Origin of the sequence: Delftia sp. HK171, assembly GCF_001886655.1 — a bacterium.
GTDB classification, from domain to species: Bacteria; Pseudomonadota; Gammaproteobacteria; order Burkholderiales; family Burkholderiaceae_C; genus Comamonas; species Comamonas acidovorans.
In genome coordinates, this window is record NZ_CP018101.1 from 2,747,115 (window position 1) to 2,766,527 (window position 19,413).

At 60.0% G+C, this 19,413-nt stretch carries 25 protein-coding genes; 13 read left to right on the forward strand and 12 right to left on the reverse strand.

Translation table 11 applies throughout. The features are described from left to right. Positions 1-113: 113 nt before the first annotated feature. The 4 genes from BO996_RS12460 (at position 114) to BO996_RS12480 (ending at position 4,532) form a co-directional block, all read left to right on the forward strand. The gene (locus BO996_RS12460) at positions 114-1,247 is read left to right on the forward strand and encodes a site-specific integrase (RefSeq protein ID WP_156897946.1); all 1,134 of its coding nucleotides are present in this window, start codon (positions 114-116) and stop codon (positions 1,245-1,247) included. A 303-nt stretch (positions 1,248-1,550) separates the two neighbouring features. Further along, positions 1,551-2,138, forward strand: coding sequence for an ABC-three component system protein (locus BO996_RS12470; protein ID WP_232240526.1), 588 nt, complete (start codon positions 1,551-1,553; stop codon positions 2,136-2,138). Next, positions 2,132-2,632: an ABC-three component system middle component 5 gene (locus BO996_RS12475; protein ID WP_071954892.1), complete on the forward strand. Its 501-nt coding sequence runs from the start codon at positions 2,132-2,134 to the stop codon at positions 2,630-2,632. The genes BO996_RS12470 and BO996_RS12475 overlap by 7 nt, the downstream gene beginning before the upstream one ends. Further along, positions 2,619-4,532: an ATP-binding protein gene (locus tag BO996_RS12480; protein WP_071954893.1), complete on the forward strand. Its 1,914-nt coding sequence runs from the start codon at positions 2,619-2,621 to the stop codon at positions 4,530-4,532. The genes BO996_RS12475 and BO996_RS12480 overlap by 14 nt, the downstream gene beginning before the upstream one ends. A 132-nt stretch (positions 4,533-4,664) precedes the next feature. Here BO996_RS12480 and BO996_RS12485 read toward each other — a convergent pair whose 3' ends face one another. The 11 genes from BO996_RS12485 to BO996_RS29420 all read right to left on the reverse strand — a co-directional run bounded on the left by BO996_RS12485 (position 4,665) and on the right by BO996_RS29420 (position 10,737). Then, positions 4,665-5,051, reverse strand: a complete 387-nt coding sequence (locus BO996_RS12485) for a helix-turn-helix domain-containing protein (protein WP_071954894.1) — start codon at positions 5,049-5,051, stop codon at positions 4,665-4,667. Between the two features lie 162 nt (positions 5,052-5,213). After that, entirely contained in the window at positions 5,214-7,151 is a 1,938-nt protein-coding gene (locus tag BO996_RS12490; protein WP_071954895.1) for a ParB/RepB/Spo0J family partition protein, read from the reverse strand. Continuing rightward, positions 7,151-7,384 (reverse strand): hypothetical protein, encoded by a 234-nt coding sequence (locus tag BO996_RS12495; RefSeq protein ID WP_071954896.1) that lies wholly within the window; start codon positions 7,382-7,384, stop codon positions 7,151-7,153. The genes BO996_RS12490 and BO996_RS12495 overlap by 1 nt, the downstream gene beginning before the upstream one ends. Further along, a complete protein-coding gene (locus BO996_RS12500) occupies positions 7,381-7,671 on the reverse strand; it encodes a hypothetical protein (protein ID WP_071954897.1) in 291 nt (96 codons plus the stop codon). Before BO996_RS12500 ends, BO996_RS12495 begins: the two co-directional genes overlap by 4 nt. After that, a complete protein-coding gene (locus BO996_RS12505; RefSeq protein WP_156897947.1) occupies positions 7,668-7,973 on the reverse strand; it encodes a hypothetical protein in 306 nt (101 codons plus the stop codon). Before BO996_RS12505 ends, BO996_RS12500 begins: the two co-directional genes overlap by 4 nt. Continuing rightward, positions 7,970-8,131: a hypothetical protein gene (locus BO996_RS29035; protein WP_156897948.1), complete on the reverse strand. Its 162-nt coding sequence runs from the start codon at positions 8,129-8,131 to the stop codon at positions 7,970-7,972. Before BO996_RS29035 ends, BO996_RS12505 begins: the two co-directional genes overlap by 4 nt. After that, positions 8,128-8,265, reverse strand: coding sequence for a hypothetical protein (locus BO996_RS29040; protein ID WP_156897949.1), 138 nt, complete (start codon positions 8,263-8,265; stop codon positions 8,128-8,130). Before BO996_RS29040 ends, BO996_RS29035 begins: the two co-directional genes overlap by 4 nt. Beyond that, positions 8,256-9,401: a primase-helicase family protein gene (locus tag BO996_RS12510; RefSeq protein ID WP_071954899.1), complete on the reverse strand. Its 1,146-nt coding sequence runs from the start codon at positions 9,399-9,401 to the stop codon at positions 8,256-8,258. Before BO996_RS12510 ends, BO996_RS29040 begins: the two co-directional genes overlap by 10 nt. After that, positions 9,398-9,628, reverse strand: a complete 231-nt coding sequence (locus BO996_RS12515; protein ID WP_071954900.1) for a hypothetical protein — start codon at positions 9,626-9,628, stop codon at positions 9,398-9,400. The genes BO996_RS12510 and BO996_RS12515 overlap by 4 nt, the downstream gene beginning before the upstream one ends. A gap of 93 nt (positions 9,629-9,721) precedes the next feature. Next, on the reverse strand, positions 9,722-10,201 hold the full coding sequence (locus BO996_RS29045) for a DUF4282 domain-containing protein (RefSeq protein ID WP_156897950.1): 480 nt from the start codon (positions 10,199-10,201) through the stop codon (positions 9,722-9,724). 68 nt (positions 10,202-10,269) lie between these two features. After that, positions 10,270-10,737, reverse strand: a complete 468-nt coding sequence (locus tag BO996_RS29420; protein ID WP_198041284.1) for a helix-turn-helix domain-containing protein — start codon at positions 10,735-10,737, stop codon at positions 10,270-10,272. 24 nt (positions 10,738-10,761) lie between these two features. On the opposite strand from BO996_RS29420, the gene BO996_RS29425 reads away from it, so the two are divergent. After that, positions 10,762-10,986 carry a hypothetical protein gene (locus BO996_RS29425; protein WP_198041285.1) on the forward strand — a complete coding sequence of 75 codons (225 nt, stop codon included), beginning with the start codon at positions 10,762-10,764 and terminating at the stop codon, positions 10,984-10,986. A gap of 240 nt (positions 10,987-11,226) precedes the next feature. After that, positions 11,227-11,466 carry a hypothetical protein gene (locus BO996_RS29430; RefSeq protein ID WP_071954904.1) on the forward strand — a complete coding sequence of 80 codons (240 nt, stop codon included), beginning with the start codon at positions 11,227-11,229 and terminating at the stop codon, positions 11,464-11,466. Between the two features lie 50 nt (positions 11,467-11,516). On the opposite strand, the gene BO996_RS29435 is transcribed toward BO996_RS29430, so the two are convergent. Further along, on the reverse strand, positions 11,517-11,744 hold the full coding sequence (locus BO996_RS29435) for a hypothetical protein (protein WP_071954905.1): 228 nt from the start codon (positions 11,742-11,744) through the stop codon (positions 11,517-11,519). A 369-nt stretch (positions 11,745-12,113) separates the two neighbouring features. Here BO996_RS29435 and BO996_RS12545 point away from each other — a divergent pair, with 369 nt between their 5' ends. From BO996_RS12545 to BO996_RS12575, 7 genes are all read left to right on the forward strand, one after another. Further along, complete coding sequence (locus BO996_RS12545; RefSeq protein WP_071954906.1) at positions 12,114-12,497, forward strand: hypothetical protein; 384 nt, start codon at positions 12,114-12,116, stop codon at positions 12,495-12,497. Next, positions 12,497-13,567 (forward strand): toprim domain-containing protein, encoded by a 1,071-nt coding sequence (locus BO996_RS12550; protein WP_071954907.1) that lies wholly within the window; start codon positions 12,497-12,499, stop codon positions 13,565-13,567. The genes BO996_RS12545 and BO996_RS12550 overlap by 1 nt, the downstream gene beginning before the upstream one ends. Next, positions 13,560-15,209 (forward strand): primase-helicase family protein, encoded by a 1,650-nt coding sequence (locus BO996_RS12555; RefSeq protein ID WP_071954908.1) that lies wholly within the window; start codon positions 13,560-13,562, stop codon positions 15,207-15,209. Before BO996_RS12550 ends, BO996_RS12555 begins: the two co-directional genes overlap by 8 nt. Before the next feature lie 437 nt (positions 15,210-15,646). Continuing rightward, positions 15,647-16,210 carry a hypothetical protein gene (locus BO996_RS12560; RefSeq protein WP_071954909.1) on the forward strand — a complete coding sequence of 188 codons (564 nt, stop codon included), beginning with the start codon at positions 15,647-15,649 and terminating at the stop codon, positions 16,208-16,210. Continuing rightward, on the forward strand, positions 16,207-18,300 hold the full coding sequence (locus tag BO996_RS12565) for a phage terminase large subunit family protein (protein ID WP_083571148.1): 2,094 nt from the start codon (positions 16,207-16,209) through the stop codon (positions 18,298-18,300). Before BO996_RS12560 ends, BO996_RS12565 begins: the two co-directional genes overlap by 4 nt. Continuing rightward, positions 18,297-18,767: a hypothetical protein gene (locus BO996_RS12570; protein WP_071954911.1), complete on the forward strand. Its 471-nt coding sequence runs from the start codon at positions 18,297-18,299 to the stop codon at positions 18,765-18,767. The genes BO996_RS12565 and BO996_RS12570 overlap by 4 nt, the downstream gene beginning before the upstream one ends. Positions 18,768-18,789: 22 nt before the next feature. Continuing rightward, positions 18,790-19,230 carry a DUF4124 domain-containing protein gene (locus BO996_RS12575; protein ID WP_083571149.1) on the forward strand — a complete coding sequence of 147 codons (441 nt, stop codon included), beginning with the start codon at positions 18,790-18,792 and terminating at the stop codon, positions 19,228-19,230. The last annotated feature ends 183 nt before the right edge of the window (positions 19,231-19,413 follow it).

Genomic DNA, 19,413 nt, shown 5'->3' on the forward strand with positions numbered 1-19,413 from the left:
AGTACACTCCGCCCGAGCATCAATGGGAGGTGAGTGTGTCGAGTGTGCGCAAGACGCCCCGTGGGCGCTATGAGCTGACCATCCGCAGTAAGCTGCTGCCCAAGCCTGTCTACATGACTTTCGACGACGAGGCCGAGGCCCAGCAGTATGGCCACCAGGTCGACCAGCTGCTCGCTGCTGGCGTGGTGCCTGCAGGCTTGGTGCAGCAGAACGTCTCCGCGCCAAAGCCCAGGGAGCGGCTGCGTTTCGTGCTGATCGCCTGGATCAATACCGGCCAGCCAGCTGCCACCGATATCCCCGTTCTTGATCTGCTGGTAGCCGAGCTGGGTAAGGTTCTGATTGCCGACCTCACCTACAAATGGGCCGAGGCCTGGGTGCGCAGCCTCAAGCTGGAGCGCAATTTCGCCCCCGGCACTATCCGCAAACGCATAGGCTCACTGTCCCGCTGCTTGGACTGGTGGCTTCGACAACATCCCGATGCGATGGTGGGCAACCCGCTGCGGCTGTTGCCCAAAGGGGCTGCCACCTACACCCAGAAAGATCGCGCGGACATTGAGGCACTCAACGCTGCGGCCGGCGACCAGTCCAAGCCAAAGGTGGCCAAGGAAGACGTCCAGCGTGAGCGGCGCCTGCTGCCTGGCGAGCTGGAACGAATCGAGCGGGTTCTGGCTGGAGAGCGCCGTCCGGATCGGGAGCGCAGCATCAAGCAGGAAGATGCCCCGGCATTGCGTACCTTGTTCCTGTTGATCCTCTATACCGGTTTGCGTTTACGTGAGGCATACACGCTGACCTTTGGCCAAGTGAACTTGGCGACTCGAACTATACGCGCTAAGGTTAGTAAACAATGGCATGGCAGACTGAAGTATCGTGACGTACCGATTCGGCCAGAACTATTCGCTATTCTCAAGCACTACTTGGAGATGTTTCCCGGGCACGTAGAGGATCAGCCAATTTTTCCTTGGTGGACAGGGGAAGGAGGTCAGAGAGAGTTAACGAGAACGTCTTCTCGTCTATCGAACAGATTTGCAAACTTATTTAGCTACGCTCAATGTCCAGGATTGACCGAGCATGACCTTCGGCATGAGGCGACTTGCCAGTGGTTCGAGATGCGAACAAAGAGCGGAGGTTGGATGTTCCGTGACGTCGAGATTCACCGCATCATGGGCTGGGCCTCGGGGAGTGGAATGGCGATGAGATATGCTAGCTTCCGCGTTGAGGATTTGGCGGATCGGATGTGGTATTCATAAGACGGAATTGTCTGCCAATTTACTTTGACAGAGGAAGTGGACCATAGGTTCGCAAGTGCAGCAGTCCACTACTGGACCTTTTTTGTACACTCTGATACATTGGCTAGCAACTACGTAAGGAGAAGGTATGGAATGGGTAACTCACTTGATTTCATTTTTGGTAGGTCTTGGTTCGGGTTGGACGCTTAAAATAATGTTTTCTTACCGATCTTCTCGAAATAAAAATACACGGATCGTTTCTCAGAAAAATAACATAGTAGGCGGCGATATGGCTGCTGGTGATATGAATAAAAATAATCGTAGGTGATTTTCTTGTTTACCAGTCAAAGCCATAACCGGGCAGAGGGTGATATAGTTGGTGGGGATAAGTATGACAATAGTAGGTCGACTGTTGTTAATTTCTCATCAATTGGCTCAGTAAATACAGAGCTGAATTTTCTTTACGACAAGCTCAGGGTGGATGGTCAGGGAGATTCATCCGGGGGTGAGTTTTCGGAAAAGCTACTGCATTATATGGGTGCGGTTGTAGATGGTGATGTTAGAGGGCTTGAGGCTAAACTTACTGATAGCGGTCGAAAAGATTTGCTATTGGAGGCAATGAAATCTAAAGAGAAGATTTTTAAGAAAATTCTGAGATTTCAAACCTCAAAGACTGCCCAAAGAATATTTACAATCGTATTGACTGATTTGCATGCAAAATTTACTCTTATCGTGACTCCCGTTATTCAGGAGGATGGGGGTAGAGTAGCGGTAGACGGGAGTATTAATGTTGTTGTCCAATCCACTGGTTCAATATTAGGTGAGAATATACTTGAATTCGATTCAATGGATTTGATAGGGATGTTGTATTTTTTGGGTGGAAACTGCCATATTAGGTGGGATAAATGCTGATATACCATCCTGCGTATGATGCTTATCATTGCATATTTCGGTTGTTGTTGATATCAGAGCATATAAATAAAGTGGAGACGGATAAAATTAGATTGTTGGATTTCTATCTGGTTTTTCCCGGATCCGTGGCCAATATAAAACTTCCTTCGGAGTTAATTGGCTTGAGAAGAGAATCAAAGAAGCTTGCAAATATTTATAGGGACCCTTTAAGTGAGGTAGCTACCTTTCATGAAATGAAGGGGATTCAAGATGCAGCGCTGCGATCAGTAGTCGCATCTGGTTTTTTTGATCTTGATAGCTATTCAAAGGGATATGTATCTCGTTCATTAAAGCCATTGCCGGTTGGTATTGAGCAGAGAATTGAAAATATTCTGGAGTCAACCGGATCAGTTGGTTTGAGCGCGATCATTGGTTTGTCGCAAGTGCCTTTGCTAGGTAAGAATGGATTAAAGGATAGGACGCACCTTATGGAGTATCGTTATGACCCTGCTTGAACCCACCCTAATGGTTAGTAGGTTGGTTGTATTTCAGGGCGCTCATGTGGCATTTGACTGCAAGTTTAAATCTGGCGTAAATATTATAAGAGGTAGGAATAGTTCGGGGAAAACAACAATAATGGATATGCTCGCCTTTGGGTTGGGTGCTGAAAATATTCGTTGGAAGAAGGGAGCGCTTCAATGCACAAGCACTTGCGTGGAAGTTCTTTTGAACGGCAAGACTGCGTGCTTAAAGCGTGATATAGGTGTGACAACCCAAAGGCCGATGGCTATATTTTGGGGGAGCTATGAGGAGTCTCTGAAGGCGGGCTTTTTGAAATGGGAGCATTATCCATTTAAGCGAAGTGCTAATTGCATCAGTTTTTCACAAGCATTGTTTGCGGCTCTTGATTTGCCGCAGGCGCAAGGTGCGGGATCTTCAAATCTGACAATGCACCAGATTTTACGGGTGCTTTATGCTGATCAGCCGAGTGTTCATAGTCCTATATTTAGGCTTGATAGCTTTGACAGTCCCTTAAATAGGGAGATGATTGGTGGTTATTTGTCTGGGGTATATGATGACACTTTGCATGATGCTCAGATTCGTTTGAGAGAAGTTCAGGCTCATATTTCAAAACGAGAGAGTGAGTTGAAAAGTATTTTTGGAGTACTGGGGCGGTCTGGCCAAACTCCAGATTTAGAGTTCCTTAATGAAAGGACTGTCGAATTGGAGTCGGCTAGAAACGCTCTTATCGATAAAATAGCAAAAATAAAGCTGGAGCGATCCGTCCCTACAGATCTGAGTAGTGTGGCGAATATCAATAATTTGAGGAGCCAGCTCAATGATGCCAAACATGAAGAGTCAAAAACAAAGGATCAGATTTCTGCTCTTGAGCTTGAATTAAAAGATTCGAACCAATTCATCAAAGAGCTGGAGTCTAGGTTGCAGAGTCTTGATGAGTCTAAGGAGACGCGCAACTATTTTGGAAAGTTGAGCTTTGTTTTTTGCCCATGTTGTTTGAATAAGCTTCCAAGCCCGGAAGAAAATAATAATATTTGTCATCTGTGCACCGGTGATATTGGAGATGAAGCAGAGAAAAATCAACTGCTAAGAATGAAGAATGAGATTGCGGTTCAGCTTAATGAATCTCGTATTCTGAAAAATATTAGAGAGGAGGAGATAAGTAAATTGCGTACTGATCTTCCGCATTTGTCGCAACGAATAAGATCTTTGGAACAGGATTACAGTAGTGTGGCAAATGTCTGGTCCACTGATGTGGAGACGGCTATAGAGGCATCCTCGAGAGAGCTTGGTTCATTAGATCGGGAGATAATTCAGGCTTATGAGCAGCAAAAGCTGGCTGCAGTAATAACCGATCTGCAAAAACAAAGAGATGAATTTAGAAATGAAGAGAGTAAGCTAGAAGATTCAATTCTTCTTCTTGAGAGGCAGCAAGAATCCCGGAAGAAGGAGGTGGCTGAAGCTGTTAGCAAGGTGATGGTCAGATTGTTAGGCATGGATTTGCCATTGACTCCTGAATTTATTAATGCTGAATTCGCCACCTTTGATTTTGTAGAGAATTCAGTTTACGTGAACGGAGTAAGGAATTTTTCGGAAAGCTCCGCCGTGGTACTTCGTCATATATTCCACTTGGCATTCCTCACAGTGAGTACTGAAAAAGAATTTATGCGCCTTCCACGATTTATGATGTTAGACGGTATTGATGATGGTGGCATGGAGGTGGAGAGAAGTCATCGGTTGCAAAAAATCATTGTGGACGAATGTTCAACATATCAGGTTGACTATCAGCTGATATTTGCCACTTCGGAGATAAATTCCGATCTTGAGGCCACTGATTTGGTCGTTGGGCGTTATTTCACCCCAGAAAATAGGTCGCTTGATGTGCTTGAAATGTGAATTTCAAGTAAATTGCAATTGCATTAATTTCTGATATTTTGGGGAATATTTTAAGGTGGAATTGCTGCATTATTTGTGGATTCTGTAATCTTGATAAGCAGCCACAGATCGGGAAATTTCCTCTTGCATTTTTTAATTGGTAATTACTATTGATTCCAACCTTGGGAGAGGCGGTGGTTCGCGACGTTTTTTCCCTCGGTTGGTCTCATTACTTGTTAGTATTGAACTGTTTTTTGTTATCCCTGGATTTTTCGAGTATCTATTTTTGGGTTTTTTTATTATTTCGGTGCTCAACGTATATTGGGTTATATCTCTTTCTTGCCGACGTTCGGCCGATTCATCAAGTGCCTTTTCATTCAAACGTTCGAGAAGTGCTTGAGTGGGTATTATCCAGCCGCGGCCAATCTTTGTACCTGGTAGATCACCGCTAATAAGACGTGTTGCAACAGTTTCTGCGTCGCAGTTTAATATTTCTGCCAGATCGGAGACGGTTAATATTTCTGTTTGCGCTTTATTCATAGTGTTCTCCAAATATATGGATCTTTAGGTCCTATTTGTTTTTCTGGTGTTTAAAAGAGGATTTTTGAAGAAATTGTTTATGTGGTAAGAAAGTTATGGAGGCTGCTGTAGTTTTGTTAAATTGAATTTGGCGATAGAATTTTTATTGAAGGGCAGACTTTTTTAGATTTCCGCGCGGGTGCTTACCTGCTGCAGCGGCCCGATGGCGTTGGGGATGGATACCTCTGCGGCGGCCATTGCGTCGGCGATTGCGCGGCTGGCCTCTGCGGCCGTGGCCTTGCCCTTCTTGAGCTTGGGCGTGGCCTTGTCTGAGGGTGCTGCCTTGCCGGCGCGCGCTGCGGCCTCGGCTTTCATCGCGTCTTGCACCTCGCCCTGGATCGAGTCGAGATCCACGCCGGATAGGTCCACCATCTCGTCGAAGATAGGAGTGGCCGTGTGTAGGTCGTGCGTGCAGGCCATCATCAGCATGTACTGGATTTGCGCTTGCAGATCCTGCTCGGCCAGATCCTCCAGTGCGCTCTGTAGGTCCAGGTCTGCGCGGCTGTCGTTGCCGTCGATCTGGAACATGCGGTGGAGGTGCTGGGTGGGCACGCCTTCGGCCAGCAGCTTGAGGATCAGCAGGGCCGCGCGGCTGGGCATGTGGTCCAGATCCGCAGGGGGAAGTCGCAGGAGCCCGTCGATCGTTGCCTCGGCCGCGCGCTCGCGCCAGCGCATTTCGTACTCGCGCTGCAGCGCTTCCCGCGTGGGCTCGGCCTGGGCCTTGGCAGCCGCCTGGCGCTCGCCCTTGACCTTCACCGCCGCGCTGGCGGTGTGCGTGGGCACGGCTTCCACCAGGTTGCCGCTGGGCGCCTCGATCAGCACGACGCTGGCCGCCGGCACGTCCTGGCCCAGCACCTGGCGCACGGGCGCGCTGCTGCCCTGGCTGGGCTTGTCCAGCAGCAGGTAGCCGCGTGGTGCGCCGTTCTCGCTGGGCATGATGTCGCGCGCCTGGCGGCCGGTGATGATCTGCTGGCCGCGCTGCTGGGCCTGGGCCTTCATGCGGTCGAAGTGGGCGTCCTTCTTTTCTGCGAAGCAGGCGGTGTCGGTACAGACGTCTGCATCGTTCTTGTCCCACAGTTCGGGCGACGCGCCGGTGTGCTTGGGGCAGACCGCGCAGGCGCCGGCGTTCGGGCACAGCGTGGCATCGTCCAGTGCAAAGGGGGCTTGGTCCAGCTTGAGCATGTAGCTGCGTCGCGCCAGGTCCAGGGCGTTGCGATAGCTCATGGGGCCACCATCAGGGCCGCCCGTGAGCACGCGCTTGGTGTATTCGGTCTGGATGGCCTCGGTAGGGCGCTGGGCTACCAGCAGGGCCACGCTGCGCGTCAGTGTGCGCGCGGCCAGGGCGGCTGTAGCCTCGGGGCACAGCGTGAGCAGGCGAAGCGATTCAAAGACGTGGGTGCGGCTCTTGTGCAGGGCCTCGGCGGCGCCGTCGATCGAGAGGCCGTGGTCCAGGGTCAGGCGCTGTACGCCCAGGGCCTCCTGCAGGGGCGTGAGGTCGCTGCGGTGCAGGTTCTCGATCAGCTGCATCAGCAGCGCGTGCATGTTATCCGCGTCGCGCTCGATGTACGGCACCACGCGCAGGCCCGCGATCTGGGCGGCGCGGTACCGGCGCTCACCCGCAATGATTTCGTGCGTGGCGCGGCGCGTGGCTTCGTCCTCGAAGGTGTCCTGCAGGCGCTCGGCCGGCAGGCGGCGCAGCAGCAGGGGCTGCAGCACGCCGTACAGCTTCATGGTGGCGGCCATGTCGTGGAGTGCGTCGTCCTCGATCACCCTGCGATTCGTGCGGCTGGGCGCGATTTGGGCGAGGGGCAGCGTGGGGTGCACGATCGCTCCGGCGTCAGCGCTGTCCTCGCGCTCGGCCTGCACGACCTCGAAGGCATCCATGGGCAGGTTGACCAAGCTGTCGCCCACGGCGATCTGGTACTGCCGCCCGCCGGGCGTCTTGCCGATCACCTTGCCGCGCTGGCCGGCCTGGGGATGCGGCTTGCCACCCTTGCCTGTGGCCTCGGCGCTGATCACCACTTCGCGCTGGATCAGTGGGTCTTTGGTCTTGGGTGCCATCAGCGCACCTCCTTGTGCTTGAGCTGGCGAACGCGCTGCACGGCGACCTCACGGCGCGCGGCGAGCTGGTCGGCGGGCATGGCGCTGAACTGGTCGCAGCGCGAATCGGCGTTGAAGGTGCGGCCCGGCATCAGGTGTCTGGCGCATTGGGCGAAGCCCAGGCGCACCATGCGCGGATCGCTGGTGTCAGGCAGCCAGTGCGTGCAGGCCTTGCATGCGGCGGTGCTGGTCATGGCCGTGCCTTGCGGTAGATGCGCTCGCCCATGACAACGCTGGGCAGGGCGAAGGCGTCCATGGCGCCGGGGCGGACCGATGCATTCAGCTCGGGGAATTTGTAGGCCGCAGTGGTGACGGTGCTGTTGCGGATGGGCAGGTCGTTGGCGGGCGTGGCCACGCGCTCGCGCATGCTGCGTTGGCGCAGCGCCTTGGGCGTGGGGGTGGGCTGCTGCAGGTCCGAGCCACGGCTGCTGCGTGTGCCGAAGCCGTTGCCGTGAGCGATGGAGGTCAGGGCGGGTTTCATGCGAGATCCTTGCGAGGGCAGGGCGTGGACGTGGCGCGGATGTGCTGCGCCAGGCAGTCCATGCGCTGCCAGGTGAATCGTGGATTGGTGGTGTACAGCTCGGCTTGCTGGCCCTTGAGCTGGCGCGCCAGCGTCATGGCCGCGTGGCTGCTGGCGGCGGTGTCGTCGGGGTAGATGTGCCGCGCATGCACGGCTTGGCCGTCTGGCGTCTTCAACTCCACCTCCAGTAGCGGCCGGCCATCGGTCGTGGTGCGGCAGATGCAGGCGGTGACCTGGCCGTGGATGCGCAGCTCCATGGTCATGGCGTGCCTCCGGCCAAGCTGTGGATCAGCAGGGCGATGCAGGGGCTGCAGATCAGCGCTGCGGCCAGGATGCCCAGGGCCCACAGTTGCCGGCGCACGCGGCGCTGGTGCAGGCGGCTGCGGTGCGGGCCGTCCAGTTCAATGCGGCGCGTGTTCATGGCTGCACCCTGATGGCCGATGCGTTGTGCACGCGGTAGAAGCACTGCGCCAGGGCCACGGCCAGGGCGCCGCTCAGGTAGGCGCCGGTGAAGCTGCGGCCGGCCACGCGCACGCGGAAGGTTTTCAGTTCCATGGCTGGTCTCCATGGGCTGTGGTTTCCCCCTGCGGTGAACGCCCTACACTGGTCGAATGTGGATTGGCCGAATTTTGCAAATCAGCGTTGACGGCGAGCAGTTCGTGGTGCACGCCACCAGTGGCGGGTTCTACAACCTGTTTCTGCTTGATCAGCCCTGCGACCAGGTGGCGCTGCAGGTGGGGGACTTCATCAGCGGACGCCTGAATTCCATGCTCCATGAGCCACTGGTGCGCCTCAAAGACCGGGTAGGTTTCAAAGCCACCGGGAAGCTGGGGGCGGGCAGCCTTGAGCAGGCCCTGCAGCTCATGGGCTGAGCGGCCGAACGGCCCGACGGGCAGGGCGCCACAGCACTGCAGCAGCGTGTACAGACCGCACATGCGGCCATACCAGTGGTTCCACAGCGGAGAACCTTCGGAGAGCCTGTCCAGAGTGCGCTCGGCGTCCCAGATCGTGGCGCTGGCGCGGTCCAGCACTTCGGCCAGCGTGGCTGTGCGGATGGGTGCTGCCTCGGGCATCGCTGCGGCGGCGCCTTCTGCCAGCGTACAGCTGGCCAGGAAGGCGGCACTGATGGGGTACTGGAGCAAGTACTGAGCGAACTCCACATGGCCCTCCGTCGCCCGCCAGTTGATCAGGGCGCGGTAGAACTCAGGCTCGCGCGGCGGCGCGGTTTCTATGGTGAGAAATCGGGCCGGTGACCAGCCCTGAGTGGACTTGTCGCGGCACGCGAACAGCAGGTTCAGGCGATTGGGCTCGGTGCGAGGGGCGTGGCCCTTGCGTGTGATATGCAGGGTGAGTGAATCAAGCAGCTGCGCCAGGGCGTCATGGGTGGCCTCACCCTGCGGAGCCTTGTCGAACACCACCAGGCGCTTGCCGGCCAGCACTGCGTTGCCGCTGTCCAGCAGCCTTTGCGCACTGCCCAGCGAGAGGTAGGCGCTGCCATGGATGCGGGCCATGGTTTCCAGCAGGGTGCCTTGGCCGTTGCCTTGCGGCCCATGCAGCACCAGAGCCTTGGTCAATCTGCCAGTGGGATGCTGCAGCGGGTAGGCCAGCCATGACAGCAGCAGGTCGTGGTCGGGGCTGCGAGCGCCGCCCGTGAGGTGGGCCACCAGATCGAGGATGGGCTGCACGCTCATGCCGCACCCCGCATTTCAGCGCCCGTCAGCACGGCACCGGCAGCATCGGCTGCAGCCTGGGCGCGCGTGACGTCGACGACCAGGCGGGTGACGTCGAGCTGGCCGCGCAGCTTCTTCAGCAGGCGGCCGATGTCGGTTTCTTGATGGGGATCGTTTTCGAAGCCGGCGATGAACTGCTCGGCTTCCTGCAGCGCTTCATGGAGCGCCAGAAGAGGGGCAAGGGACATGGAACCTCCAGCACCCGGGATGGGTGTTGGAGGTGATTATCCAAATTGGATTATTTGTGTCAATCCATTTTGGATTTTATTCCGCGCGTCAGCTCAGCTTGACTGACGTGATGCCTCTGCCTGAGCTGCGGATCTGACGGTGGCATCGCTCAGATCGGCCAGCATCAGGCTCATCTCCTTGGCTACCTTGGCGAGGACGAACACGAGTGCGCCAACAACGATGCCTCCAATAAAAGCACCAGCTCCTGTACTGAACGATGTGAAGATCCCGCCCACCACGATGAGGACGGCCAGTGCCACTCCCAGCCAGTAGGCGATCTTCACAACAGCACGAAATGTTGGGTAGATGCTTTCTTCTCTAAGCCTGGCTGCAAAGGCGTGGTGATCTGCGTCCCGATGTTGCCGTGTTGTCGAGGTGGAGCGTGACGTCGGCTGAGGGCGGGTGGGTTGTCCTTCTCGCCATGCCTGCTCGACCTTGCTGTAGACCGCGCCGCAAGTGGGGCAGGCAAGCGGTGGCTCGTCACTGAATGCTGTGGACGCCCCGCATTTGAGGCAGTGCTTACTTTGTGTCATCGGAACTCCCTCCTGATGGCTGTCTTGAGAACTGATAGATCTTGGCGCTGCCTTGGCCAGGCGGCGCTCTAGTTTGTTGTGCCGTTCTTCGTTTCGGCAGGACTTTTGACCTGGGCGGTTTCGTCAGGCAGCGGAGCCACTGCGGTCGCCAGTAAGCCGATCGCATCCCAGAGGGTTTCTGGCATCCGGCCGGCCCTTTCCATTGAGATCAGCTTGCGCAGAACCGTTTTAGCGGGATCTGTGAGCCCATCTGTTGAGTCGTTTGGGTCTGTGCCATAAGTCAGCCAAGTGCGCGGCACACCTAGGCGATCCGCAATCTGGTTGATTTCTTCAAACGCGGGCTGCCGAGTCCCTGCCAGCCACTTCTGCATGCCTGCCGGGGTCATGCCGAACTGCTCTGCAAGGCGCTCCTGAGACACGCCAAGTTCGCGCATGCGGGCCTTGGCCCTGTCTGTCCATGTTTCCATGGGGATAGTGTCCCAATCAGTCTCCGGGGAGGGAATGCACAAAACGGAGTCCATTTCGTTGTGATCCATTGTGGATTGATCCATAATGGATCTATGAAGCTCAAGACTTACCTTCAAGTGCATGGCATCACCATGGCTTCCTTCGGGCAGCGCCTGGACCCCCCCGTCAGCGCCGGAAAGGTCAATCACTGGCTGCGTGGCACGCGGCGTGTGAGCCTGGAAGAGGCGCTGCAGATAGAGGTGCTGACGCAGGGCGAGGTGGGCTTGCGCGAGCTGGTGAATCCCAGAACCGCCGAGATTGGGGCTGCACATGCGTAACAGCGTCACCCGCCGCCGCCTGCTGCTTGGCGCGTTGGCCCTGCCATGGTTTGGGGTCAGCAGGGCCGCGCCGAAGGCGCTCAGCAAAGAATGCCCTTTTCCAGACATCAGAGAGGTGGCCGCAGCGTTCGACGCGGTATCCATCCGCGAGGTACACACGGTTCCGGCTGATGGACTGGAGCAGCGCTGGCGTGAGTGGTGCGCTACGCGGCAGTTCCACCCTGCAGGAGGTGCAAAGCGATGACTTCGCCCATAAACCTGCTGCCCGCCATCTACCTTGACGCGGACGTGCGCAACGTTACCCCCGTCTGTCCAGGCCGCAAGCGCCTGGGCCTGGGACTGGATATTCCGGGCCAGCCGACGGTGCGCGTGGCGATCACGCTGGAGCACGCGCAGTTTCTGCGCGACAGCCTGGACGATTACATCAGTGCCTCTGCGGGCTGCCAGCGGGCCAGCGCGGCGCTGCCCGAGGGCGAGTAGGTGGCTGCGCTCACCGACAGGCTTGTGCCTTCGCTTGACGTTGCCTGCGCTCAGTTCGCCGCAGCCCGGGCGGCGCGGTGCATGTCGAGCAGCAGCGTCTCCGTCATGAGATTGCCCTGCCTTTCTTCGTTGCGTGCCAAGCGTGCCAGGTCGATGGCAAAGGCCTCTTGCCTGTCCGCAGGCAGTTGCCGCACGGTGGCGAAGACCAGCGCGCCCAGTGCATTGACGATGGCATTCAGGGAATCTGCATTCAACGGGATGCTGTTCTGTTCGCTCATTGGTATCTCCGATTGGCTGGGTGCTTGGGTTATGGGCTGCCCCTGGCGCATTTTCCGCCGCGTGCCCGGCATGGGCCGTGGCGGCTTTTTCTTGCGAGGGTTCGGTGCGTTGGTTCATGCATCGAAGTCTCCCTGTATTGCTTGGCTGAGTCATTCCGACGCGTTCCGAATTTTTCGGAACGCGTCGGAACGGTTTGCCTATGGAGAAGAGGGGACAGGGCCTTGATGTCCGTCAGGCCGCTGCGTGGCGTTGGGCCGACGCAAGCCACTTTCTCCTCTGTAGAGCCTGTCCATACAGGCATTCCGACGCGTTCCGACAAATTCGGAACGCGTCGGAAAGGGTTTTCCCTGATTTTGGAGGTCTGAAACATGGACCCAGCACTCAATTACGACGATGAGCTGGAGGCTGCCAAGGATGCTGTGAAGTACCTCGGTGGCCCGAAGAAGGTGGGCGAACTGCTGTTCCCCGAAAAGCAGCCCGATGCGGCGGCGCGCTATCTGCTGGATGCGCTGAACCCGGCCCGGGCCGAGCGGCTGAGCCCGGGCCAGTTGCTGCTGCTGATGCGCAAGTGCTGCGAGATCGGCTTTCACGGCCTGACCGCCTATCTGCTGCATGAGGCAGGCTACGCGCCGCCCATGCCGCTGGACCCTGTGACCGAGGCCACGAAGCTGACGCGCGAGCTGGAGCGCACGGTGGGCCACGCATCGCTGCTGGTGGCGCGGCTGGAGCGGCTGAAAGAGGGCAGGGCGTGATGGACAACTACCAGAGCGTGCTGCACCAGATGGAGCATTTCGGCATCGCGCTGCGCGACCGGGATCGGCGTGATCTGCCTGACAGGATCAGGGCAGGGCGCAAGACCACCTGCGGCGCCGGCGGCAAGGATTGGTACAAGCTGCACCTGTGGCAGCCAGATGCCGGCGGCACGTATGTGGTCGGCTCGTTCGGCACCTATCGGCATGGCGGCGATTGGCAGAAGGTGGAGATTGACCTGGCGCCCCTGTCCGAGGCCGAGCGCGCCCGCCAGGCGGCCCACCGCAAGGCGCTGGCGGAGGCTGTGGCGATCGAGCGTGCTGCCGAGATCGCCAATGCGATGGCTGAAGCCATCGACATCTGGCGCAAGGGTGTGCGCGTGGCCACTACGCCCTATCTGGACCGCAAGCAGGTGCAGGGCGAGGCCTTCCGCGCGCTGGACCGCCAGCTGTCGCTGCGCTGGCCTGCCCGTAAGCGTGGTGATGAAGACGTGGTGGTGCGCCTGCCGGCCGGCACCACGCTGCTGCCCCTGGTGCGCCCCGATCTGCCCCGCGACCAGGCACTGCGCGGGCTGCAGTTCATCAAGCCGGACGGCATGAAGATCTACCTGCGGGCCTTCGACAAGCCGGGCTGCTGCATCCGCCTGGGCGAGATCGACGCTGCCAGCACCGCGCTGCTGATGGTGGTCGAGGGCTATGCCACGGGCCTGACAGCCCGCATGGCGGTCGACCACCAGCACCCGGTGTTCGTGGCCCTGGACGCCGGCAACCTGGCCGAGGTGGTGCGAGTGCTGCGGGCGCTGTACCCGGCTACGCGCATTCTGATCCTGGCCGACGACGACTACATGACCCGGGACAAGCGCACGGGCGCGCTGCTCAACCCGGGCCGCACGGCCGCCAGCCGGGCCGCCAAGGCCACGGACGGCTGCGATCTGGTCTGGCCCATCTTCAAGGCCTCGACACGGGGGCCGAAGGATACGGACTTCAACGATTTGCACGTCCTTGAGGGCCTGGACGTGGTCCGCCGGCAGCTGGTGGCGGTGGTCGATGCGATGGCGAGGCGGTATGGCTGAGAACACCGACAACCTCAACCCCAGCGCGGCGCCATTGCCGTCAACGGCGCCACCGCATGCGACCGGAGAGTCGCATGCTTCGTCCACTCACGGCGCGCCAGCGCCGCTGGATGGGGCTGTTGTGCACGTCGACTTTCAGTCGGGTGTGCGCATCGCGGGCGAGGCGCGGCCGGCGCCGGATCTCGCCCAGCGCCCCCCGTCCCCCAAAAAAGGCGCAGCTGCGCGCGACTCTGGGGATGGGGGTGGCAAGAGCCCTGCCGCCGACCAGCCTGTGCAGGGGCGAAAGAAGGAGAAGACCATCGATTGGGGCCGGTTCAACCACCTGATCGAGAACTTCGCGCTGATCTACGGCACGGACACGGTGTGGGACGGATCGGAGCGGCTGATCATGAAGATCGCCAACATGGGCCACGCCCATGGCGCCGACATGGTGCGGATGTGGAAGGCCAGCGAGAAGCGGCGCACGGTGCGGCTGGAAGACGTGGTGTTCGACCCCACCCTGCAGGCCGACCCGGCTTCCACCGTGAACCTGTTCGACGGCATGGCCATGGTGCCGAAAGAGGGCGACGTGCAGCCCATGCTGGAACTCGTTTCCTTCTTGACCAGCCGGGCCACGCCCGATGAGGGCGATACCGGCGACATCATGCATTGGCTGCTGTGCTGGCTGGCCTACCCACTGCAGCATCCCGGCACCAAGCTGCGCACGGCGGTGGTGATGCATGGCGATGAGGGCGCGGGCAAGAACTTCCTGTTCGACATCATGGTTGCCATCTACGGCAAGTACGGCGCCCTGGTGGGGCAGGACGAGCTGGAGGACAAGCACAACGATTGGCGCAGCTGCAAGCTGTTCGTGGTGGGCGACGAAGTGTCCAGCCGGGCCGAGCTGGTCCACAACAAGAACCGGCTGAAGGCGCTGATCACCTCGCCCACTGTGCAGATCAACCCCAAGCACCTGACGCGGCGCGAGGAGAAGAACCACATGAACATCGTGTTCCTCTCCAACGAGCTGCAGCCGCTGGCGCTGGACAACTCCGACCGGCGCTACCTGGTGGTCTACACGCCCCGGGCCAAGGGCTTCGAGTACTACAAGGCGCTGGGCGACTGGCGCGACAGTGGCGGGGTGGAGGCGTTCTACCACTACCTGCTCAACTACCCGCTCGGCGATTTCCACCCCTTTGCCCCGGCCCCGATGACGGAAGCCAAGTCGGCACTGATTGCGATCAACCGCAAGAGCCCCGAGCTGTTCTGGTCCGAGTGGCAGGCGGGCGAGCTGGATCTGCCCTACCACTCCTGCGCCATCACCCAGGCCTATGCCGCATACCTGAAATGGTGTCAGCGCACGGGCGACCGCTACCCCTTCCCCCAGACGCGCTTCACGCCCACGGTGGTGCGCTTTGCCGAGGGGCAGGGCTGCCCGGTGCGCACCAAGCCCATGAACGTGACCCGGCCCGGGCAGGCCAAGAAGACCGAGCGCATGTTCCTGGTGACCGAGCCGATCCTGGGCGAGGGCGCGCAGCGCATGACCGAGGGCGATTGGGCCACCTCGGCCGTGCGCGACTTCGCGGATGCGCTGCGCAAGTACTCGGGCTATGGCAGCGGTGCCCCGGCCCCCAACGAGCAAGAACCACAGGGAGGTCAGTAGTGCAGCGCCGTTACGCCATTACACCGACGCGTAACGCTGGAATCCAGCACTGGCGCGGGTCGTTACACGATTACAGCGTTACAGCAGCCTCGCGTATGTGTGTGTGCATGCAGGCGGGTGGGCGGGTGTGTGTGGGCGCGTGCATGCACATGCGTGAGGCGTGTAACGGCGTAATCGTGTAACGCGCCAAGCCTGGCGCGGGTTTCGCTGTTACGCGCGCTCGTAACTACGTAATCACTTCTTTGTTTGTATAGAGAGAGGAAGGAAGAAATGGAAGGGCTGGATCTGTTGACGGCCGGCGGCACCACCACCCCCGGCATAGGTACTCCCGGCGCATGGAATCACGGGGGTAATTCGGCCCCCGCGCAGGCGCCAGTGGCTGGGTTTGGGAAAAGTGAACAAAGCGGTGAACGCCGGGGGTCGAAGTGAACGGGCGCATGGACCTGATCACGCAGGCCGAGTACGCGCGGCGCCGGGGCGTGGCGAAGTCGGCCGTGGCCAAGGCCGTGAAGGAAGGCCGGATCGCGCTGATCGATGGAAAGATCCATGCTGCGCTGGCGGACCTGCAGTGGGCACAGAACACGCGCGCCAGGGCCGACAGCGGGCGCGCTGGCGCGTTGCTGCCCATCGAGCAAGGGGCAGGCGAGGGCGATGCGAGAAACGCGCCACAGGCCCCGGATTCGGCCCAGCCTGCGGCCGGCGACGACTACCAGGCCCTGCGCGTGCGCCGGGAGCGCGCGTCCGTGGAGCGTGAGGAGCGCGAGAACGCCCGCGAGGCTGGCCGCCTGGTGGAGCGCGAGGCCGCCTGGCGCGGCGTGTTCGATGCCTTCCGCGCGCTGCGTGATGAAGCCATGGGCGTGGGCCAGCGGGCGGCGCCCCTGCTGGTGGGCCTGGCCGATTCGCGCGAGATCGAGCGCTTGATCAACGAGGAACTGCGCAAGGCCTTCGCCATTGCAGAGCAGCGCCTGCAGCGTGCCTTGCCCGAGGGAGCGGCATCATGAACCTGGCGGATGGATACGGCCTTATGGTGGCCGCAGCGATCGAGGGCATGCGCCCTGATCCCGAACTGCAGTGCGATGTCTGGGCAGAGAAGTTCATGCAGCTGCCGCAGAGCGGCCCCAAGCCCGGCCCCTTCCGGTTCGACCGCAGCTATCCGGCCCGGCGTGTGCACCAGGTGCTTTCGCCCGGCCACCCCTGCAAGCGCGTGGTGGCGAAGGTGGCGTCCCAGATGTTCAAGACGCAGACAGCGCTCAACTGGATCGCCTCGCTGATCCACTGCCGCCCGCGCAACATCCTGGCCCTGCAGCCCACGGATACCCTGGTCAAGCGCTTCTCGGCGCGCGTCACGACGATGATCCGCAACGTGCCGGTGCTGGCCGAGCGCGTGGCCGCCTCGAAGAGCCGCGATTCCCGCAATACGGTGCAGGCCAAGGATTTCCTGGGCGATGCCACGCTGTTCATGAACACGGCCGGCTCTGCCGCCAACCTGGCCGAAGTCTCGGCGCCCTACATCTATGTCGACGAGATAGACCGGCTGCTGCTGAATATCGATGGCGAGGGCGATCCGGTGCGCCTGGCCGAGGCACGGGCCTCGCAGTACGAGAACGACTGCAAGTTCTTCTACACATCCAGCCCGGCCATCGAGGGCTTCTCGAAGATCGACGAGCTGTTTGCCCGGGGCACGCAGGAGTACTACCACGTGCCTTGCCCGCACTGCGAGCACCTGCATGTGCTGGCGCTGGAGAACTTCCGGTTCGCCCGCGATGAGCAGACCGGCTTCATGGACCGCGCCTGGTTCGTGTGCCCAGCCTGCGGCTGCGAGATCGATGAGCGCCACAAGACCGCCATGCTGCGCGACGTGGCCGCCGGCGGGCAGGCGCGCTGGGTCGCCACATCCAAGGGCGATGGCGAGACCGTGAGCTTCACGCTGTCGGCGTTCTACATGCCGGTCGGCGCCATCACCTGGCTGACGCTGGCGCGGGACTACTCGCACGCCAAGGCGCAGCTGCAGCGGGGCGATCACAACGCCATGCAGGTGTTCTACAACACGCGGCTGGGCCTGTCATACAAGAACGCCGAGACCATCACCACGGCCACGCAGCTGCGCGACCGCGCCGAGAAGTACCCGCTGCGCGTGCTGCCCGATCCGGCGCTGGTTGCGACCATGACGGCCGACACCCAGCCCGACCGTCTGGAAGTGCAGATCGAGGCCTGGGGTCCGGGCCTGGAGCATTGGGTGATCGACTACATCGTGCTGCAAGGCTCACCCTCGGAGCCCCCCGAGGCGCCGGGCAGTGTCTGGCAGCGGCTGGACGAGATCCGGCGCACGCCGCTGCTGCACGCCTCGGGCCGGCCCATCATGATCAGCGCCTACGGCATCGACGCCGGTGGCGCCAACACGCAGGACGTCTACAACTACGGCTCTGCCCGCAGGCCCTTGAACTGCACCGTGTTGCACGGCTCGTCGCGGCCCAACAAGCCGATCATGGGCAGCTCCCCCAGCCGTGTGGACATCGATTGGGGCGGCAGCAAGACGCCGGGCGGCGTGGAGTTGTGGACCGTGGGTACCGACGTTGCCAAGGATTGGCTGTCCAACCGCATGCATCTCGCCGAAGGCGCAGGGGCCATGCACTTCAACCAGACGCTGCCGATCGAGTGGTTTGACCAGATGGTGGTCGAGCAGCCCCGGGTGCGCTGGCACAAGGGCCGTGCCATCCGCGAATGGATCAAGCCCAACGGCAAGCGCAACGAAGCCTGGGACGTCAGCGTCTACAACCTGGCCATCGCCCACCAGCTGGGCCTGCACAAATGGACCCCGTTGGACTGGCAGCGGCTGCGCGACAAGCTGATTCCGCCCATCGGCGATCTGTTCGCGCCTGTGCCTGCCACGGATACCGCAACCCAGCCGCCCGCTGCACCAGCCGATCTGCCCGTACAGACGTCTGTACCTGCCGAGAGGGCAATCGCCGCACCCGCAGCCCAGCCGCTGGCGCCGCCACCGGCCGCTGCGGCCACACCGTCCATCCCACTGCCGCCAATTGCGCCCTCTGCGCCGGCCGGCCGCCGCATCTATTCAAAGGGAATCCGATGATCCGCTCCGACCTGTACGACCCCGAGGCCCTGCGCCTGGCCGCCACTGCACCGGCCCCGGACGATGACGTCGACCCGGAAGCCAGCGACGAGCAGCGTGATCTGGACCAGCTGTGCGAGCGCTGGGTTGCGTGGAAGGCCACGCGGCGCTTCTACGGACCATCGCCCAGCATGGGCTCGATATTGGGCCAGCTCAGCGGCACGCGCACCAGGCCACTGCGCACCGATGGACCCAACGCGGCCTGCAGCGCCGAGCTGGCGGCCTTTCACCTGGCCTACACCTGCCAGCCGGACGCACTCGACAAGCAGGTCTTCGATCTGTACTACGTGCACCGGGTTGCGCCCGTGAAGGTGGCGGCCTCGGCACTGCGAATCAGTCGCAAACATTTCTATTCTGTGTTGGGTGACTTCAGAAAGCGCCTATATTCCGCATCGCAGTCCATTCTTGCGGAACGAATGGGGCCATAGAAATCTATTCAGGAGAGAGGTAATGCGCAGTACTCGTCGCGCCACTGTGTTGGCGGCTTGTCTTTTGGCCATTGGCGGTCAAGCTTTGGCCATCAACAAGTGCAAGGATGCCAATGGCAAGGTCACCTACCAGGAGCACGCCTGCACCAATGACTCCAAGTCAGCGGAGGTGATCAATGCAGCCCCCGCAATGGACACGGGGGCTGATCAGGCCAGTGCGCAAGCGCGCCTGGGAAAGATGCGGGACGACAACGAGAAGTTCGACGCAATGATCTCCGGCAAGGTCATGCGCGGCATGTCTGAATCGCAAGTCAAGAATTCTTGGGGCAGTCCGACCAAGATCAACAAGACCATCGGCAGCAACGGTGTGAATGAGCAGTGGGTCTATCGCCGTGGCGGCGGTATATCCCAGTATGTCTATCTCGAGAACGGCGTGGTCACGTCCATTCAGTCGCCGCAGTGAGCGCCTGCAATTCCTCGTTCCTTTAGCTGCAGTCGACCGAAGTGTCAAAGCCTGTTTTGTCACCTCCAGAGGTGACACTTTTTCCGTGGACGGCAGGTGACAAAACACCCCAAAATTCGCAGTAATTCAGGTAGGTCTAAAAAATCCGCCTGACGCAGAAACACCCTCCCGACACCCCACCGC

Excerpts from the sequence above, each read along its gene's own strand:
- BO996_RS12460 (WP_156897946.1), top strand. The coding sequence starts at position 114 with ATGACTTTCGACGACGAGGCCGAGGCCCAGCAGTATGGCCACCAGGTC.
- BO996_RS12475 (WP_071954892.1), top strand. The coding sequence starts at position 2,132 with ATGCTGATATACCATCCTGCGTATGATGCTTATCATTGCATATTTCGG.
- BO996_RS12480 (WP_071954893.1), top strand. The coding sequence starts at position 2,619 with ATGACCCTGCTTGAACCCACCCTAATGGTTAGTAGGTTGGTTGTATTT.
- BO996_RS12485 (WP_071954894.1), bottom strand. The coding sequence starts at position 5,051 with ATGAATAAAGCGCAAACAGAAATATTAACCGTCTCCGATCTGGCAGAA.
- BO996_RS12490 (WP_071954895.1), bottom strand. The coding sequence starts at position 7,151 with ATGGCACCCAAGACCAAAGACCCACTGATCCAGCGCGAAGTGGTGATC.
- BO996_RS12495 (WP_071954896.1), bottom strand. The coding sequence starts at position 7,384 with ATGACCAGCACCGCCGCATGCAAGGCCTGCACGCACTGGCTGCCTGAC.
- BO996_RS12500 (WP_071954897.1), bottom strand. The coding sequence starts at position 7,671 with ATGAAACCCGCCCTGACCTCCATCGCTCACGGCAACGGCTTCGGCACA.
- BO996_RS12505 (WP_156897947.1), bottom strand. The coding sequence starts at position 7,973 with ATGACCATGGAGCTGCGCATCCACGGCCAGGTCACCGCCTGCATCTGC.
- BO996_RS29035 (WP_156897948.1), bottom strand. The coding sequence starts at position 8,131 with ATGAACACGCGCCGCATTGAACTGGACGGCCCGCACCGCAGCCGCCTG.
- BO996_RS29040 (WP_156897949.1), bottom strand. The coding sequence starts at position 8,265 with ATGGAACTGAAAACCTTCCGCGTGCGCGTGGCCGGCCGCAGCTTCACC.
- BO996_RS12510 (WP_071954899.1), bottom strand. The coding sequence starts at position 9,401 with ATGAGCGTGCAGCCCATCCTCGATCTGGTGGCCCACCTCACGGGCGGC.
- BO996_RS12515 (WP_071954900.1), bottom strand. The coding sequence starts at position 9,628 with ATGTCCCTTGCCCCTCTTCTGGCGCTCCATGAAGCGCTGCAGGAAGCC.
- BO996_RS29045 (WP_156897950.1), bottom strand. The coding sequence starts at position 10,201 with ATGACACAAAGTAAGCACTGCCTCAAATGCGGGGCGTCCACAGCATTC.
- BO996_RS29420 (WP_198041284.1), bottom strand. The coding sequence starts at position 10,737 with ATGGATCACAACGAAATGGACTCCGTTTTGTGCATTCCCTCCCCGGAG.
- BO996_RS29425 (WP_198041285.1), top strand. The coding sequence starts at position 10,762 with ATGAAGCTCAAGACTTACCTTCAAGTGCATGGCATCACCATGGCTTCC.
- BO996_RS29430 (WP_071954904.1), top strand. The coding sequence starts at position 11,227 with ATGACTTCGCCCATAAACCTGCTGCCCGCCATCTACCTTGACGCGGAC.
- BO996_RS29435 (WP_071954905.1), bottom strand. The coding sequence starts at position 11,744 with ATGAGCGAACAGAACAGCATCCCGTTGAATGCAGATTCCCTGAATGCC.
- BO996_RS12545 (WP_071954906.1), top strand. The coding sequence starts at position 12,114 with ATGGACCCAGCACTCAATTACGACGATGAGCTGGAGGCTGCCAAGGAT.
- BO996_RS12550 (WP_071954907.1), top strand. The coding sequence starts at position 12,497 with ATGGACAACTACCAGAGCGTGCTGCACCAGATGGAGCATTTCGGCATC.
- BO996_RS12555 (WP_071954908.1), top strand. The coding sequence starts at position 13,560 with ATGGCTGAGAACACCGACAACCTCAACCCCAGCGCGGCGCCATTGCCG.
- BO996_RS12560 (WP_071954909.1), top strand. The coding sequence starts at position 15,647 with ATGGACCTGATCACGCAGGCCGAGTACGCGCGGCGCCGGGGCGTGGCG.
- BO996_RS12565 (WP_083571148.1), top strand. The coding sequence starts at position 16,207 with ATGAACCTGGCGGATGGATACGGCCTTATGGTGGCCGCAGCGATCGAG.
- BO996_RS12570 (WP_071954911.1), top strand. The coding sequence starts at position 18,297 with ATGATCCGCTCCGACCTGTACGACCCCGAGGCCCTGCGCCTGGCCGCC.
- BO996_RS12575 (WP_083571149.1), top strand. The coding sequence starts at position 18,790 with ATGCGCAGTACTCGTCGCGCCACTGTGTTGGCGGCTTGTCTTTTGGCC.